Source organism: Segniliparus rotundus DSM 44985, assembly GCF_000092825.1.
GTDB lineage: Bacteria > Actinomycetota > Actinomycetes > Mycobacteriales > Mycobacteriaceae > Segniliparus > Segniliparus rotundus.
The window spans coordinates 1,938,925-1,953,622 of sequence record NC_014168.1 but is presented as its reverse complement, the minus strand read 5'-3'; the positions used below and the strand labels follow the sequence as shown (position 1 = coordinate 1,953,622).

General features: G+C 68.2%; 14 protein-coding genes. 8 read left to right on the top strand and 6 right to left on the bottom strand.

The annotated features are described in order from the left end of the window. Positions 1 to 50 precede the first annotated feature (50 nt). Positions 51 to 1,523 carry an amino acid permease gene (locus SROT_RS09645; RefSeq protein WP_148223583.1) on the top strand — a complete coding sequence of 491 codons (1,473 nt, stop codon included), beginning with the start codon at positions 51 to 53 and terminating at the stop codon, positions 1,521 to 1,523. Positions 1,524 to 1,600: 77 nt separating this feature from the next. Here the strand turns inward: SROT_RS09645 and SROT_RS09640 are convergent, their stop codons facing one another. From SROT_RS09640 to SROT_RS09625, 4 genes are read right to left on the bottom strand one after another with little or no spacing between them, the layout of a single operon-like run. Then, positions 1,601 to 2,875, bottom strand: coding sequence for an ABC transporter substrate-binding protein (locus SROT_RS09640; RefSeq protein WP_013138840.1), 1,275 nt, complete (start codon positions 2,873 to 2,875; stop codon positions 1,601 to 1,603). A 30-nt stretch (positions 2,876 to 2,905) separates the two neighbouring features. Next, positions 2,906 to 3,733 carry a carbohydrate ABC transporter permease gene (locus SROT_RS09635; RefSeq protein ID WP_013138839.1) on the bottom strand — a complete coding sequence of 276 codons (828 nt, stop codon included), beginning with the start codon at positions 3,731 to 3,733 and terminating at the stop codon, positions 2,906 to 2,908. Next, a complete protein-coding gene (locus tag SROT_RS09630) occupies positions 3,720 to 4,598 on the bottom strand; it encodes a carbohydrate ABC transporter permease (protein WP_013138838.1) in 879 nt (292 codons plus the stop codon). Before SROT_RS09630 ends, SROT_RS09635 begins: the two co-directional genes overlap by 14 nt. Further along, on the bottom strand, positions 4,592 to 5,407 hold the full coding sequence (locus SROT_RS09625) for a crotonase/enoyl-CoA hydratase family protein (RefSeq protein ID WP_013138837.1): 816 nt from the start codon (positions 5,405 to 5,407) through the stop codon (positions 4,592 to 4,594). Before SROT_RS09625 ends, SROT_RS09630 begins: the two co-directional genes overlap by 7 nt. A gap of 89 nt (positions 5,408 to 5,496) precedes the next feature. On the opposite strand from SROT_RS09625, the gene SROT_RS09620 reads away from it, so the two are divergent. The 4 genes from SROT_RS09620 (at position 5,497) to aroB (ending at position 9,018) form a co-directional block, all read left to right on the top strand. Beyond that, a complete protein-coding gene (locus SROT_RS09620) occupies positions 5,497 to 6,084 on the top strand; it encodes a prepilin peptidase (protein ID WP_013138836.1) in 588 nt (195 codons plus the stop codon). A gap of 74 nt (positions 6,085 to 6,158) precedes the next feature. After that, positions 6,159 to 7,361: a chorismate synthase gene (gene aroC / locus SROT_RS09615; protein ID WP_049773425.1), complete on the top strand. Its 1,203-nt coding sequence runs from the start codon at positions 6,159 to 6,161 to the stop codon at positions 7,359 to 7,361. Positions 7,362 to 7,375: 14 nt separating this feature from the next. Beyond that, entirely contained in the window at positions 7,376 to 7,909 is a 534-nt protein-coding gene (locus tag SROT_RS09610; RefSeq protein ID WP_013138834.1) for a shikimate kinase, read from the top strand. Further along, a complete protein-coding gene (gene aroB / locus SROT_RS09605; protein ID WP_013138833.1) occupies positions 7,906 to 9,018 on the top strand; it encodes a 3-dehydroquinate synthase in 1,113 nt (370 codons plus the stop codon). The genes SROT_RS09610 and aroB overlap by 4 nt, the downstream gene beginning before the upstream one ends. Before the next feature lie 258 nt (positions 9,019 to 9,276). On the opposite strand, the gene SROT_RS09600 is transcribed toward aroB, so the two are convergent. Then, positions 9,277 to 10,689, bottom strand: a complete 1,413-nt coding sequence (locus SROT_RS09600; RefSeq protein WP_013138832.1) for an HRDC domain-containing protein — start codon at positions 10,687 to 10,689, stop codon at positions 9,277 to 9,279. Beyond that, positions 10,686 to 11,270 carry a DUF3000 domain-containing protein gene (locus tag SROT_RS09595; RefSeq protein ID WP_148223409.1) on the bottom strand — a complete coding sequence of 195 codons (585 nt, stop codon included), beginning with the start codon at positions 11,268 to 11,270 and terminating at the stop codon, positions 10,686 to 10,688. The genes SROT_RS09600 and SROT_RS09595 overlap by 4 nt, the downstream gene beginning before the upstream one ends. Before the next feature lie 64 nt (positions 11,271 to 11,334). Between SROT_RS09595 and hemE the strand changes: the two genes are divergently transcribed. From hemE to hemQ, 3 genes are read left to right on the top strand one after another with little or no spacing between them, the layout of a single operon-like run. After that, a complete protein-coding gene (hemE, locus tag SROT_RS09590; protein ID WP_013138830.1) occupies positions 11,335 to 12,423 on the top strand; it encodes a uroporphyrinogen decarboxylase in 1,089 nt (362 codons plus the stop codon). Then, positions 12,420 to 13,772: a protoporphyrinogen oxidase gene (gene hemG / locus SROT_RS09585; protein ID WP_013138829.1), complete on the top strand. Its 1,353-nt coding sequence runs from the start codon at positions 12,420 to 12,422 to the stop codon at positions 13,770 to 13,772. The genes hemE and hemG overlap by 4 nt, the downstream gene beginning before the upstream one ends. A 27-nt stretch (positions 13,773 to 13,799) precedes the next feature. Continuing rightward, positions 13,800 to 14,498 (top strand): hydrogen peroxide-dependent heme synthase, encoded by a 699-nt coding sequence (gene hemQ, locus SROT_RS09580; RefSeq protein WP_013138828.1) that lies wholly within the window; start codon positions 13,800 to 13,802, stop codon positions 14,496 to 14,498. The last annotated feature ends 200 nt before the right edge of the window (positions 14,499 to 14,698 follow it).

The following is a 14,698-nucleotide window of genomic DNA, read 5'->3' as shown; positions in this document are numbered from 1 at the left end:
CCCAAGAGGAACAGGGCTATCACAAAGGGCTCGGCAACCGGCAGATCCAGATGATCGCCATCGGCGGCGCGATCGGCACGGGGCTTTTCCTCGGCTCCGGGCTGCGCCTGCACGAGCGTGGCCCCGGCCTGTTCCTCGCGTACGGCCTCTGTGGGATCTTCCTCTTTTTCATCCTGCGCGCCTTGGGCGAGCTGGTGCTGCACCGGCCCTCGTCGGGCTCGTTCGTGTCGTACTCGCGCGAGTTCTTGGGCGAGAAAGCCGCGTACGCGGTCGGCTGGATGTTCTTTTTGAACTGGGCCATGACCGGCATCGGCGACACCAGCGCCGTCGCGCAGTACATCAGCGTCTGGGTGCCGACCTCCGAGGTGCCGTCATGGGTGTGGGCGTTGGCGGCGCTCGCCGTCGTGCTCACGGTGAACATGATCTCGGTGAAGTGGTTCGGCGAGATGGAGTTCTGGGCGGCGCTCGTCAAGGTCATCGCGCTCACCGCGTTCCTCACGGTCGGACTCATCGTGGTCCTGTGGGGCGTCAAACTCGGCACGGCTGACGGACAAAGCCATTGGACGCCCGGTTTGGGCATGGTGAGCAGTTCCGGCGGCTGGTTCCCCAGGGGCGTGATCCCGTTGCTCCTCGTGCTGTCCACTGTTGTCTTCGCGTACGCGGGATCGGAGATGGTCGGCACCGCGGCGGGCGAGGCGAAAGACCCGGAGAAGGTCATGCCGAAGGCCATCAACTCGGTCATTGTGCGGGTGGCGGTCTTTTATGTCGGCTCCTTGGTGCTGCTCGGCCTCCTCGTGCCCTACGCCCAGTACGGCGGCGGCAGCCCGTTCGTCACTTTCTTCTCCACCCTTGGCGTGCCGCACGCGGGCGACGTGATGAACGCCGTGGTCATCACCTCCGCGATGTCGAGCCTGAACGCGGGGCTGTACTCCACAGGCCGCATCATCCGCTCGATGGCGATGAACGGCAGCGCGCCGTCGTTCATGACCGGCATCAACACCCGAGGCGTGCCGTATCCGGGCATCCTGCTCACCAGCAGCGTCGCTTTGGTCGGCGTGATCCTGAACTACCTGATCGAAGACGCGGCCGAAGTGTTCAGCATCGCCACCGAGATGGCTTCCATCGGCATCCTGGCCAGTTGGGCCTCGATCGTCCTGTGCCAGTTGAAGTTCTACAAACTGAGCAAGCAGGGATTGGCTGTGCGGCCGGACTTCAAGATGTTCGGGGCCCCCTACACCGGGTACGCCACCCTCGTCTTCCTTGTGCTCGTCCTCGTGCTCATGGCCCTGCCGAAAGAGACCGAGACGGTGTTCATCAGGAGATACGAGGGCACGATCACGGTGGCCACTTTCTTCGTCGTGCTGCTGCCGCTTTTGATCCTCGGTTGGTTCCTGTTGCGCGACCGGGTGCACGCGATCGCGCAGGAGCGGGTGGGCTACACCGGCAATTTCCCCGTGGTCGCGAACCTGCCGCTCGACCCTAAGCATCTCCCGCTCAAGGACCGCCTGCGGGACGAGGACTAGGTTTTCGCCTGCACGTGCTCCGGCGGGCTCGGGCTAGGAGGCCGGCCGTGGGGCACGGCGTTTGCCGCGACCGGGGCTCAGGAGCTGATGACCTCATTGGCCGTCGCGTCGTAGCGGCGGGCTGCTTCCGGCACCGCGAGGCGCCCGGAGAACATCTCGTCCAGGATCGGTTTGCCCGCTTGCGCGGCGGCGGCAAAGCGCGCGCCGCGCGGGGAGGGGATCCGGGCGGGCACGGCGAAAAACGGCTCCGTGTCCACCCCGAGGTCCTGCCAGTGCTTGGTCCAACTGCCGGTCGCCAGGGTGACGGCCGGAACCGCCGCGCCGCTTTCGCCGAGCGCGGCGTTCGCCTCGGCGGAGCCCAACCAGGCCAACACCTCGCGGGCGGCTTCCGGATGCGGCGAGCGCGCGTTCAGGGCGACCGAAACGCCGTTGGCGACGGTCGCCCGTCCGGCGGGACCGGCTGGCGCGGCGGTCAGACCCCAAGGGAAGTCCGCGTTCTGGTGGATTGTCGCGAGGTTATAGGGCCCCGACTCGAAAATTGCCAGCTTGCCGTGCAAGAACTGCTCCAGTGTGAAACCAGGGTTGATGTTCGTGTCGCCCGCCGAGGGCGCGACATGCCATCGATTGATGAGGTCCACAACGTACTGCAGCGCGGTCTGCGTCTTGGGGTTTTCCAGGACGAACCGCTCGCCGTCTTGCAGTTGCCCGCCCGCTGACCCGATGAACGGCAAGATGGTGCTCTGCAAGTCTTCGAACGCGCCGAAACCCCACGAGCTTCGTTCGGCGAGCTTCTGCACGAGCGGCAGGAACGAATCGCGCGCCGGGTCGGGGTCCCAACGCGCGGCGGCGAGATCCTGCGCGCTGACGCCCGCTTTGGCGAGCAGGGTTTTGTTGTAGTACAAGACGACGCCGGGGTCCCAGAGCTGGGGGACGGCCCACAGCGTGCCGTCTCGGCTGAACTGTTCGACCACGGCGGGCGCCCAGGCGGTTTTCGCGCCCGGCCCCAGAGCGTCGTCCACCGACCGGAGCTTGCCCGCCTGCGCGTAGTCGCCGAAATACGTCCCGTCCACCCAGAACAGGTCGTCCGCGCCGTCCCCGGCGACGTCGGTGCGCAACTTGATCGCGTAGTTCGCATAGGCCACCACTCGCACATCCACATGGATCTGCGGGTGTCTGCGCTCGAACTCGTCGAGAGATGTTCGGTAGGCGGCGGCGACTGCCTTGTCCCACAGCCGCACGGTGACAACAGTGCGCCCGTCGGCCTGTTCGCGGCCCAGCCACATTGCCGCGACGATGAGCAGCGCGAACGCCGCCACAAAGGCGATCGCCCCTTTTGTCGACTGCTTCACCACGAGCACCCTGCCATCATGTCAAGCCCGCCATCACTTCAAACCTGTCAACGCGATGGAGCGGACAAGGCCCCGCCCCGCCAGGAGGAAGCAAACCAACAGCGGCAGGATCGCGACAGTGGTCGCCGCGGTCACCAAGGTCCAGTTCCCGGCCTCGCGGGACTGCAAATTCGCCGTCGCCACGGACAGCACCTGCCATTTCGGGCCGGCAGTCGCGATCAGCGGCCACAGGAAGCTGTTCCAGTTCGCGACCACGGTGATGAGCGCCAACGTGGCGAGGACCGGCCGGGAAACCGGCATGATCACATGGTAGAAAACGTCGAAGGTGCTCGCGCCGTCGAGCCGCGCCGCGGTGATGAGCTCCTCGGGGATCTGCCGGAAGTGCTCCCGCAGCAAATACACCGCATAGGGGGAGCCGAGGACGTAGGGCAGCACGAGCGCCCAGAATGTGCCGCGCAGCCCGAGCGCGCCCATGATGAGATACCAGGGCACGACTGCGGTGACCGGCGGGACCATCAGCGTGGCGAGGTATGCCCAGAACAGGGCGTCGCGGCCGCGGAACCGCAGATGCGCGAAGGCGAAGGCGGCCATCGCGGAGAAGACGATCTGCCCCAGCAACAGGAACGCGACGACCAATGCGGTGACGAGCGCGGCTCGCCCGAACCCGGCTTGGCCGAGCGCCAGGTAGTTCTCGGCGGTCGGCGGATCGGGAAGGGCCAGCGGGGGCCGCGTGAAATACTGCTGCGGCGTTGTGAACGAAGTGAGCACCGACAACGCGTACGGGGCGAGGACCAGCAGCGAAGCCAAGCCGAGGATCAGATACGCCCGCGCGGCCTCGCCCGGGCGGCTACCGGAGCGCATACGCCGCCCTGCTTTCCGCGACCCGCCGGGTGGCCACAGCGATCAGCATCAGCCCGAGCGCCAGCACGACGGCCATCACAGCGGCCCTGCCGGGCCGCGCCACTTCGAACGCCTCCGAGTACAGCCGGTGCGCGACGAGGTCGGTGCTCCCGTTCGGGCCGCCACGAGTCAGCCCGTAGACGAGGTCGAAGACCTGCACCGCGTTGATCACCCCGGTCAACGACACGAAGACCAGCGTGGGCCGCAGCAGGGGGAGGGTGATCCGCCAAAACCGCTGGCGCGAGCTCGCCCCGTCGAGGCAGGCGGCCTGCCCGAGCTCCTCGGGGATGGCGTAAAGCCCCGCCACGAAGAACAAGGCCACGTAGCCGGTCTGCGACCACACGCTCACCGCCGCCACCGCGGGAAATGCGAGTTTCGGGTCGGTGAGCCATTCGGCGTGCGAACCCGTGAGGGCGTTGATCGCGCCGTCTGCGGGGGAGAGGAGCCATTTCCAGATGAGGGCGAGGGCCAGCGGCGCGCAGACCCACGGGACGGCGAGGACCGTCCGAAACACCGAGGAACCGCGCAGTCCTTTGGTGAGCAGGGTCGCCACCCAGAGTCCCAGCGCCGTTTGCGCGGGCACCACCACAGCGGTGAAGCCTATCGTCACCAGCAAGGAATGCCCGAACTGCGGATCGGTGAGCACGGCCCGCCAGTTCCCGAGGCCCACAAAACGGCTTGGCCCGATCAGATCCCAGTCTTGTGTGGAGAGCCACAGCACTGCGAGGGCCGGGAACAGCATGAAGGCGCCGAGCCCGATCGCGCTCGGCGAGACGAAGAGCCAGCCGACAAGTTGGGATCGTCGCCCGTCGTGGCTGTTCACCACGTTCGAGGCAGGAATTTCGGGACAGTTTTCTCGGCGACAGCTTTGCTGGCGATGCGGAAGTTCTTCCCCGACAGCAGCCGCATCTGTGTCACCCGTTCGGCCAGCAAGGACAGTCGGTGGCCGCGCGTCCAGGTGTTTTGGAACAGGAACTTTCCGGCGGCGATCGCGTCGGGGGAGCGGGCGGCGAGTTCGGCGACCAGCTCGAGCGCGGCGGCTTTGGGGTCCTGAGCCACCTCTGTGACCAGGCCGAGCTGGGCCGCTTCTGCGGCTCCGATCACTTTTCCGGTCATGGCGAGGCGCTTGACCTGGTCGATCCGGGCGAGTTCGGGCAGTGTCACGCTGGCAGTCAGGTCGGGGATCAGGCCCAGGCGCGCTTCAAGAATGGACAGCTGGGCTTCAGGGTGCGCGAAGCGGAAGTCGGCCGCGAGCGCCAGTTGGACGCCGCCGCCGAAACAGTTGCCGTGGATGACCGCGATCACCGGCACGGGAAGTCTGCGCAGCGCGTACATGGGCTCTTGGAACCAGTTCTCGGCCTTGGTGGTGCCGAGCATGCGGTAGGCCGAAGTCGCCGGAGAGGACGTGGTGAACAGAGACGTGTCGAATCCGGAGGAGAAGCTCGGACCTGCGCCGCTGAGCAGCACGGCCCGCAGTTCGCGGTTTTTGGCGAGGCCTTTGAACGTCGCGCGCAGGCCGTTGAGGACGTCCAGATTGATCGCGTTGTGCCTCTCCGGGCGGTTGATGACCACATGGGCGACGTTCTGGTCGTCCACCTCGGTCAGAACGAGGGAGGAGGCTGCGCTGTCGGACATGGCCCCAGTCTATCCACAGCCTCGTCTTCGAATTCCACAAATTCCCCGAACTGGTCTCGGAGCCGCTTCGCCCGCCGCAAGATTGCTCTATGGCGTTGTTCGCGATTCTGGTTCTGATGGCGCTCTGCGGTGGTCTGCTCGCCGGTCGGGCGGGGTCGAAGCTGCTCGGCGGGGCGGTGCCGCGCTGGTGGTGCGAGACGGGGTGCGCGGTTGCTTTCGCGCCGCTGCCCGCGTGCGGGCCTGCCGCTTTCGCGGCGGCAGCCGCTGCGTGGTGGTTGTGCTGTCTCGCTGTCAGCGACCTCGCCGTGCGGCGATTGCCGAACATGCTCACCGCTTCGGGGGCGGCGGCGATTGTGTCCAGTGCCTTCGTCCTTGGCCGAGGCTCGCCCGCATGCGTCGGCGCGCTGTGCTTCTCGGGCGCGTACTTTGTGATCCACCTCGTCTCGCCCGCGTCGATGGGCGCGGGCGACGTGAAGCTCGCGTTCGGCCTCGGCGCGCTGTGCGCCGCTGTCCGCCCGCCCGCAGTGCTGCTTGTCGCGCTCCTGTCGTCCCTGTTCAGCGCGCTCGCAGCGGTCATTGTGCTGATGCGGCGGCAACGTTCGCCGCCGAGCACGGTGGCGCATGGGGCTTCGATGTGCCTTGCGGCCTACGTGGTGCTTGTCCCGGCCGTGGTATGACCAAACGCCAATCCGTCTGACGCATTTCCAGCGTCTCGTCGTCGGCGTTTGCGCCGGATGAGAGAATGAAGAACGTGTTGCGATGGACGACTGCAGGCGAGTCACATGGTCGGGCGCTGATCGCCCTCCTCGAAGGGATGGTCGCGGGTGTCGCCGTCACCTCGGAGGATGTCGGCGGGCAATTGGCCCGCCGTCGTCTCGGGTACGGGCGCGGCGCGCGGATGAGCTTCGAACAAGACGAAGTCATCTTGCTCACCGGCATCCGGCACGGCCTCACTCTCGGCGGTCCGATCGCCGTGCAGATCGGCAACACCGAGTGGCCGAAGTGGGAGCAAGTGATGGCTCCAGACCCGGTGGACCTCGAAGCGCTGCGCCACAACGCCAGAGGGGAAGCGCTGACCCGCCCCAGGCCCGGCCACGCGGATTTCGCGGGAATGCTCAAATTCGGTTTCGACGACGCCCGGCCCGTGCTCGAGCGCGCGAGCGCGCGTGAGACTGCGGCCCGGGTGGCCGCCGGGGCGATCGCGAAGGCGTTATTGCGCCAGGCTTTCGGCGTCGAAGTGCTCTCGCATGTGGTTTCCATTGGCGCCAGCGACCCGTACGTGGGCGAGCCCCCCGCCGCGGACCTCCTGCAGAAGATCGACGAGAGCCCGGTGCGCACGCACGACCCGGCCGCCGAGGCTTCGATGATCGCGGAGATCGAGGCGGCGAAGCGCGACGGCGACACGCTCGGCGGGGTCGTCGAGGTGGTCGCGCACGGCCTGCCGATCGGCCTCGGTTCGTTCGTCAGCGGCGAGGAGCGGCTCGACTCCCAGCTCGCCGCCGCCCTCATGGGTATCCAGGCCATCAAAGGCGTGGAGGTCGGCGACGGCTTCGCGACCGCCCGCAGGCGCGGCAGCGAGGCCCATGACGAGATTTTCGGGTCCGACGGCTCGGTCACGCGGGCGAGCAACCGCGCGGGCGGCCTCGAAGGCGGCATGACCAATGGGGAGCCGGTGCGGGTCCGGGCGGCGATGAAACCGATTTCCACCGTGCCCAAGGCGTTGCGCACGGTCGATATGGCGACCGGCGACGCCGCTGCCGCGATCCACCAGCGCTCCGACGTCTGCGCGGTGCCCGCCGCAGGCGTGGTCGCCGAGGCGATGGTGGCGCTCGTGCTCGCCCGCGCCGCGCTGGCGAAATTCGGCGGCGACAGCCTTGAAGAGACCAAAAGGAACACCCAGGGTTATCTTCAGGGCATACAGGACCGGCTTCGGCGCCAAGCCCCCGCTTCATGAAGACAGAGGAATCCATGCCTCCACTCGCAGTGCTGATCGGCGCCCCCGGCTGTGGCAAATCGGTCATCGGGCGCAGGCTCGCGCGTGCGCTCGGAGTCAAGGTCCTAGACGCGGACGCGGAGATCGAGCGGGCAGCGGGCAAGTCCATCACGGAGATCTTCGCGCAGGAAGGCGAACCCGCTTTCCGCGCCTTGGAGGAGCACATCGTCGCGACCGCGCTGGCCGAGCATGACGGCGTGGTCTCGCTCGGCGGCGGGGCGGTGCTCTCGCCGAAAACCCAAGAGGCGTTGCGCGGCCACACCGTGGTCTGGTTGCAAATCAGCGCCGCAGAAGGCGTGCGCCGCACCGCGCGGCGGACGCATCGTCCGATCCTCGCCGGTGAGAACTCTGACGAGCGTTACCGCAAGCTTTTGGCGGAGCGCACCCCGATCTATCGCAGCCTCGCGACATTGCGGGTGCGCGCCGAAGGCCGCCCGACCTCCAGCATCGTCCGTGAGCTGGAACGGCGGTTGAACCGAAAAGCCCCCACCACGCAGGAGCAGGCATGAGCCACCCGAACGCACATCCCACCGTGATCGAAGTCGGCGGGGCAGAGCCGTACACAGTGCGCGTCGGTCGTGGTCTGACCGCGGACATTCTCGCTGAGGCCCAGTCTGCGTCCACAGTCGCGGTGATCCATCAGCCCTCGCTCGCCGAGCCCGCCGAGGAGCTGCGCAAAGCGATCGAAGCGCAAGGGCAAGCGGCGCACCGCCTGGAACTGCCCGACGCCGAGGCCGGCAAGTCTCTCGCGGTGGCCGGGTACTGTTGGGACGTCTTCGGCCAGATCGGCCTCACCCGCTCGGACCTGGTGATCGGCTACGGCGGCGGCGCGGCGGGCGACCTCGCCGGGTTCGTCGCGGGGACGTGGATGCGCGGCGTCAGCGTCGTGCAAGTGCCGACCACCGTCCAAGCGATGGTGGACGCAGCCGTCGGCGGGAAGACCGGGATCAACACCGACGCGGGCAAAAACCTCGTCGGGGTGTTCCACAACCCGAGCTCGGTGGTCGTCGACCTCGACACCCTCGCGACGTTGAACCGCAACGAGCTGGTCTGCGGCATGGCGGAGGTCGTCAAAGCCGGGTTCATCGCCGACCCGAAGATCCTCGACATCATCGAGGCGAACCCTGTCGCAGCCCTTGACGCGGCCACGCCTCAGTTCGAAGAGCTTGTTGTCCGCGCTATTCACATGAAGGCCCGTGTGGTCGCCGCCGACTTCAAAGAGAGCTGGGAGCGCGAGATCCTCAACTACGGGCACACGCTCGGGCACGCGATCGAGCGCCGGGAGAATTACCAATGGCGCCATGGCGCGGCAGTCTCAGTGGGCTTGGTCTACGCTGCCGAGCTCGCCCGGCTCGCCGGGCGGTTGGACGATGAGACCGCCGACCGGCACAAGCGGGTGTTGGAGCTGTTGGGGCTGCCCACGGCCTATGACCCGGACGCTTTTGAGGAGCTCCACGCGATCATGGGCACGGACAAGAAGAACCGGGGCGGGGTGCGCCGCTTCGTCGTGCTCGACGGCCTCGGGAAACCCGGCAGGCTGGAGTCGCCGGACCCTGGTCTGTTGGCTGCCGCGTATGGGGCTGTCGCCAGCGGGAGGAGCGGCGACACGGCTGATTGAGGCTTCTCGCCTTGGCGCGTGCGGGTGTGGTTCGCGGCCCGCCGAGCCGTCGCCCGCCAATCGTCGCTGAGGTTCGGCTTCATCCGAGTTCTGCTCGGAGGCTGCGGGCAGCGCTGACCGCCAGGGCCAGCCGAGCGCGCGACAGGCGCCAGTCATCCCTCCCGCCGGACTCGGCCGCACATGGGCTTCGCCCCAATGCGTTTTCCCGAACGGGCGGTGAACCGCAAGCTGTCGGCCTTGGCCTCGCGGCGCCCGGAGTCACTCGTCGGTTTCTCCGTCGGTTTCGCCCGCCCCGGCGGTTGCATCTCGGACGGCTTCGTCCCTGGCGATGAGCAAGGCCGCCGCCAAACCGGCCGCGGTCACACCCCGCTGCCAACGCCGCGCGCCGTGCTCGGCGAGAAAGCTGTCCACCTGTTGGGCAAGCGCGTCCTTCGGCAGAGCGGCCAGCCGCGCTTCGTCCTCCGCGTACCACGCGCACAGCCTGCGCACCGTCTCCGGGGAAAGGAGATTCTCCTGCGGGGTCTTGTGCTGCTCCGAAAGGGCGGCCAGCGCAGATTTCGCTGCGGCGACCTCAAGCGGGTTGCGCCCCTTGCGCGCCGACATGTCGCCGGTGGCAGGCTTCGGGTGCACGGGGGGCAACGCTGCCTCTGGCAGGTTCGCGCCGCGGAAAATCGCGCCGAGCCACCAATCGGCCATTTTGATTTGGTTCGGCCCCGAAAAAATAGGCAGAGCTTTCAGCAGCGCCTGTGAGCGCCCCGAGGGCTCCGCCGCGTGTTTCGCGTCCTCGCGGAGGCTTTCGATCAGGGGGGTGTTGTTCGCCGCGGCGACGACCGCCGTGTCGGGCAGGACTCGCCCCGGCGCGATGTCGCGCTTTTTCGCGAGTTCTTCCCTGGCGAGCCAGAGCTCGCGGACCACCGCGAGCGCGCGGCGGCCCTTCGCCTCATGTATGCGGCCGGTCCGCCGCCAGCGCTCCGGGTTCGCGGGGTTGGGCGGCCGTGTGCGAACGTGTTCGAACTCTTCGAGCGCCCACTGCGTTTTGCCCTGCTCGGCGAGCACGGCGAGCAAAGCCTCGCGCATCGGGATGAGCAGTTCCACGTCGAGGGCGGCGTAGTTGAGCCACTCCGGCGGCAAGGGCCGCTGGGACCAGTCAGCCGCCCCATGCCCTTTGGCGAGTCCGACGCCGAGCAAGGCCTCCACCAGCGCCGCGAGTCCGACCCGCTCAAAGCCTGCGATCCGCCCCCCGAGCTCGGTGTCGAAGAGCTTCGCTGGGCGCAGGCCCAATTCGGCCAGGCACGGCAGGTCCTGGTCGGCGGCGTGGAGCACCCATTCCAAACCGTTCACCGCTTCGGCCAACGGCTCGAGCGCCTCGGGGTGCCCGATCGGGTCCAACAGCACCGTCCCCGAGCCCTGTCTGCGGAACTGCACCAGGTACGCCTTCGGCCAATACCGGAAACCGGAGGCCCGTTCGGCGTCCACCGCCAAAGGGCCCTGTCCGCCCGCAAGCCGCCGTGCCGCCGCGGCGATATCACCGGGCGACCGGGTGACGGCAGGCACGCCTTCAGCCGGGGAGAGGAGCATCGGGGCGCCCGTCGGTTCGTCGGCGGTCGGGGGCTCCGCGCGGCGGCGCTCTCGGACTCGGCGCCGGGAAGTTCCGCGGGCTGGTTCGCTCATCGTTGCCCTGGGCGTAATTCGGCCACGCCGACCGGCGGGAGCCCGGAGGCTGCTTCGAGCACGGAGCAGAACGCTTCGACGTGCGCGCCGAAATGATCGCCCACCGGGGTCCAGGACGCTCGCAGCTCAAGCTGGTGGGCGCGCGCCGGTCCCGCGATGTCGCCGTATCGGATGGAGGCGACCGAGGTCACTGTGCCGCCCAGCGCGACGTGCTCGGTCTCTTCGGAGGCGAGCGCCTCGGTGAGCCACGTCCACGCCACCTCGGGCAGCAGGGGGTCGCCCGCGATCTCGTCGTCGAGCTCGGCCTGCACGTACGCCACGAGGCGGAAGACGGACTGCCAGACTTCTGCGCCGTCCGGGTCGTACAGCAAGATCAGCCTGCCGAACGCCTCTCCGACCGCAGTGGGGGAGTCGGGGTCTCCGCTGATCTCCGCTCCGAGGGCGTAACTGTACGGGGCGAGCTTGCCGGGGGCTCGGATCGGGGACAGTGAAATCTCGGGCCGATGAGCCGCTTCGCGCATCGCTTCTGCCGCTTCGCGGAACACCCGCGGTTCCTCAATGCCTTGGGCCGGTCCGCTCACGATGGTTCACACTAGTTGACCTGGGTATCGAGTTCGGTAAGGCGCACCGCTAAGGTGGTCAGTGATGTCTGCTGCTCCCGCTGGAAGTCCCGTCGCGCCGAGGCGCGAACTCCCTGATTCGCCGTTTCTTGTCGCGCTCGCCGGAAAGCGCCCGAGCAGGAGGCCGGTGTGGTTCATGCGCCAAGCGGGCCGCTCGCTGCCCGAGTACCGCGCGTTGCGCGCCGGTCGGGACATGCTGGAGACGTGCCTCGACCCGGAGCTGGTCTGCGAGATCACCCTCCAGCCGCTGCGCAGGCACGGGGTGGACGCCGCGATTTTGTTCTCCGACATCGTCGTGCCGTTGAAAACAGCGGGCGTGGGGGTGACCATCAAACCTGGCGTCGGCCCGGTGCTGGACGCGCCCGTGGGGAGCCAGGCGGACGTCGACGCGTTGCCGCCCGCTTCGACCGAGGGGCTGGAACCGGTGGCCAAGGCAGTGAAGGCCCTGGTCGCGGCATTGGGGCACACGCCGCTCATCGGCTTCGCCGGGGCGCCGTTCACCCTTGCTTCGTACCTGGTGGAAGGCGGCCCGAGCAAAAACCACGCCAAGACCAAGGCGCTGATGACCGGAGCCCCGGACGTCTTCGCCGCGTTGCTCTCGAAACTCGCCGACCTCACCGTCTCGTTCCTCAGGGTCCAGCTGGCCGCTGGCGTGGACGCGGTGCAAGTCTTCGATTCCTGGGCAGGGGCGTTGTCTTTGGCCGATTACGAGCGCCATGTCCTGCCGCACACCCGCCGGGTGTTCGCCGAGATCGCCGACTTCGGCGTGCCCGGCATCCACTTCGGCGTGAACACGGGCCACCTTCTCGGGGCCACGGCGGGCTGCGGAGCCCGAGTGATCGGGGTGGACTGGCGCACACCCCTCGTCGACGCCGCTCGGGCAGTCGGCTCAGGCCTGGTGCTGCAAGGCAACTTGGACCCCGCGCTGCTTTTGGCGCCTCGGCCCGCGCTTGAGGCGCAGACCAGGCGGGTGCTCGCCGACGCCGACGCGGCGCTCGCCGCGGGCGCCGCCGGACACATCTTCAACCTCGGCCACGGCGTGCTGCCGGAGACCGACCCCGACGCGCTCACCGCCGTGGTCGACATCGTGCATGAGACCGCACCCAGCGCATGACCGCCATCGCTGTTGTCGGGGCGGGCGTCACCGGGTTGGTCGCCGCGTATGAGCTGCGCAAGCGGTTCGGATCGGACGCGAAGATCGTCGTGATCGACGGCTCCGAACGGGCCGGAGGCTGCCTGCGCGGCGTGGAGCTCGCCGGTCAGCCGTTGGACGGCGGGGCGGAGTCCTTCCTCGCGAACGCCTCGGACATGTTCCGTCTTGCGGACGAGCTTGGCCTGTCCGATCAGATCGTGTCATCGAGCGGGGCCCGGCCGAGCGTCTTCGCCGCAGGCAGCAGACACCCGCTGCCGACCGGGACGTATTTCGGCCTGCCCGGCCCCGACGTCGACACCACGCTGCTGCGCGCCGACGACCTCGACTTGATCCGTCAGGACCGGCCGACGGATTGGGAGGTCGGCGCCGACATGAGCATCGGCGAGCTGGTGGAGCCGGTCCACGGCGCGAACGTCCGGTCGCGGCTGGTCGATCCCCTTCTCTCCGGCATCTACGCGGGGGACTCGTGGACCATCGGGGTCCGTTCGGGCCTGCCCCAGCTCGCGGCGCGGCTGGACGAGCAAGCGGCAGCGGAGGCGCAGCAGGTGAGTTTGAACCGAGCTGTCGAGGCTGCGCGCTCGGGCATGGGCACCGCGCAAGGGCCGATGTTCCGGAGTTTCCGCGGTGGTCTCCAGGTGTTCGTGCAAGCGCTGCAAAGCGCCATTGGCACCGAAAACCTGCTGCTCGGCCAGCCAGTCAACGCCATTGCCCCCGAAGGCTCGGGTTTCCAGGTCGAGCCGTTCGGCGGATTCGACGCCGTGGTGCTCGCCGTTGGCGCCCCGGCCCTGAGCGGACTGCTGGCCGGCGTGGACGACTCCGCCGCGGAAGCCGCCGCGTCGATAACCACGGCCTCCCCGGTGGTGGTGGCCGTCCGGTCCGAGCCGTTCGGCGACTGCGACGGCGTCTCAGGAGTGCTCGTCGCGTCAGGGGAGGGGCTCGGCGCGAAAGCGCTCACGATTTCAGGGAACAAATGGGCGCACCTCGGCGCTCCCGTCTTGCGGGCCTCGTTCGGGCGGTGCGGCGAGGACCTGTCCCATGTGCCCGACGAACAGCTGCTCGCGTGGGCGGCTTCGGATTTCACCCGTCTTTTCCACAAACGCCTCTCCCCGCTCGACTGGGTTGTCGAACGCTACCCGCAGGCCCTGCCGCAGTACGCGCCCCAGCATGGCCGCAAGGTCGCGGCGATCAGCGCGGCCAGCTCCGGGCGCCTGGCCATCGCCGGGAACTTTCTCCGCGGAGTCGGGCTCGGCGCGTGCGCAGCCACGGCTGTCTCGGCGGCGGAACAGGTTGCAAATGTCCTCGAAAAGTGACCGAGCGCGGCGCGTACAGTGGCGGTTATGGCAGAACGACTCGACTACGCGGCCCTGAACTCCTCCATCCGGTACCTTTTCTTCTCCGTGTTCCGGGTCCGCCCCGGGGAGCTCGACGAGAACCGGGAGAAAATCGGGGCTGAGGCGCTGGAGTTTTTCGAGGAGCGGGCGCAAGAAGGCGTCGAGCTGCGGGGCGTGTACGACGTCTCCGGCCTGCGGGCGGACGCGGACTTCATGCTGTGGACGCATGCGGAGCGGGTCGAGTCTCTGCAAGCCGCTTATCAGGGGTTTCGGCGCGCGACGGCGCTCGGAAGGGCGAGTGACGCGGTGTGGAGCGCCGCGGCCCTGCACCGGCCGGCGGAATTCAACAAATCCCATGTTCCGGCGTTCATGAAAGGCGAACCCGCGCGCGGCTACCTCTGCGTGTACCCCTTCGTGCGTTCGTACGAATGGTATTTGCTGCCTGACGAGGAACGCCGCGCCATGCTCGCCGAGCACGGCCAAGCCGCCCGCGTCTATCAAGACGTGCGCGCCAACACCGTCGCGAGTTTCGCGCTCGGCGACTACGAGTGGGTGCTCGCCTTCGAAGCCGACGAACTGCACAGGATCGTCGACCTGATGCGCGACCTGCGGGCCACCGAAGCACGGACCCATGTGCGGGAGGAGGTGCCGTTCTACACCGGCCCCAAGACCACCTTCGCGTCCCTGGCCCAAGCCTTGCCGTAGCTCGCCAGAGCCCGGTCAGACGGGAATGTTGAGATGACCGGAGTTCTCGTCGTCTTGGCGGCCGATCTCATCGACGGCGGCGAGGACGTCCCCGCCGACTTCCACCGGCCAGCGCCCGTGGTATTCGAGGAGGTTCTTGATATCCGCTTCCAGGCGGCAGCAGGCTTTGGCGACATCGGCGCCGGGAAGAGCACGGCCCG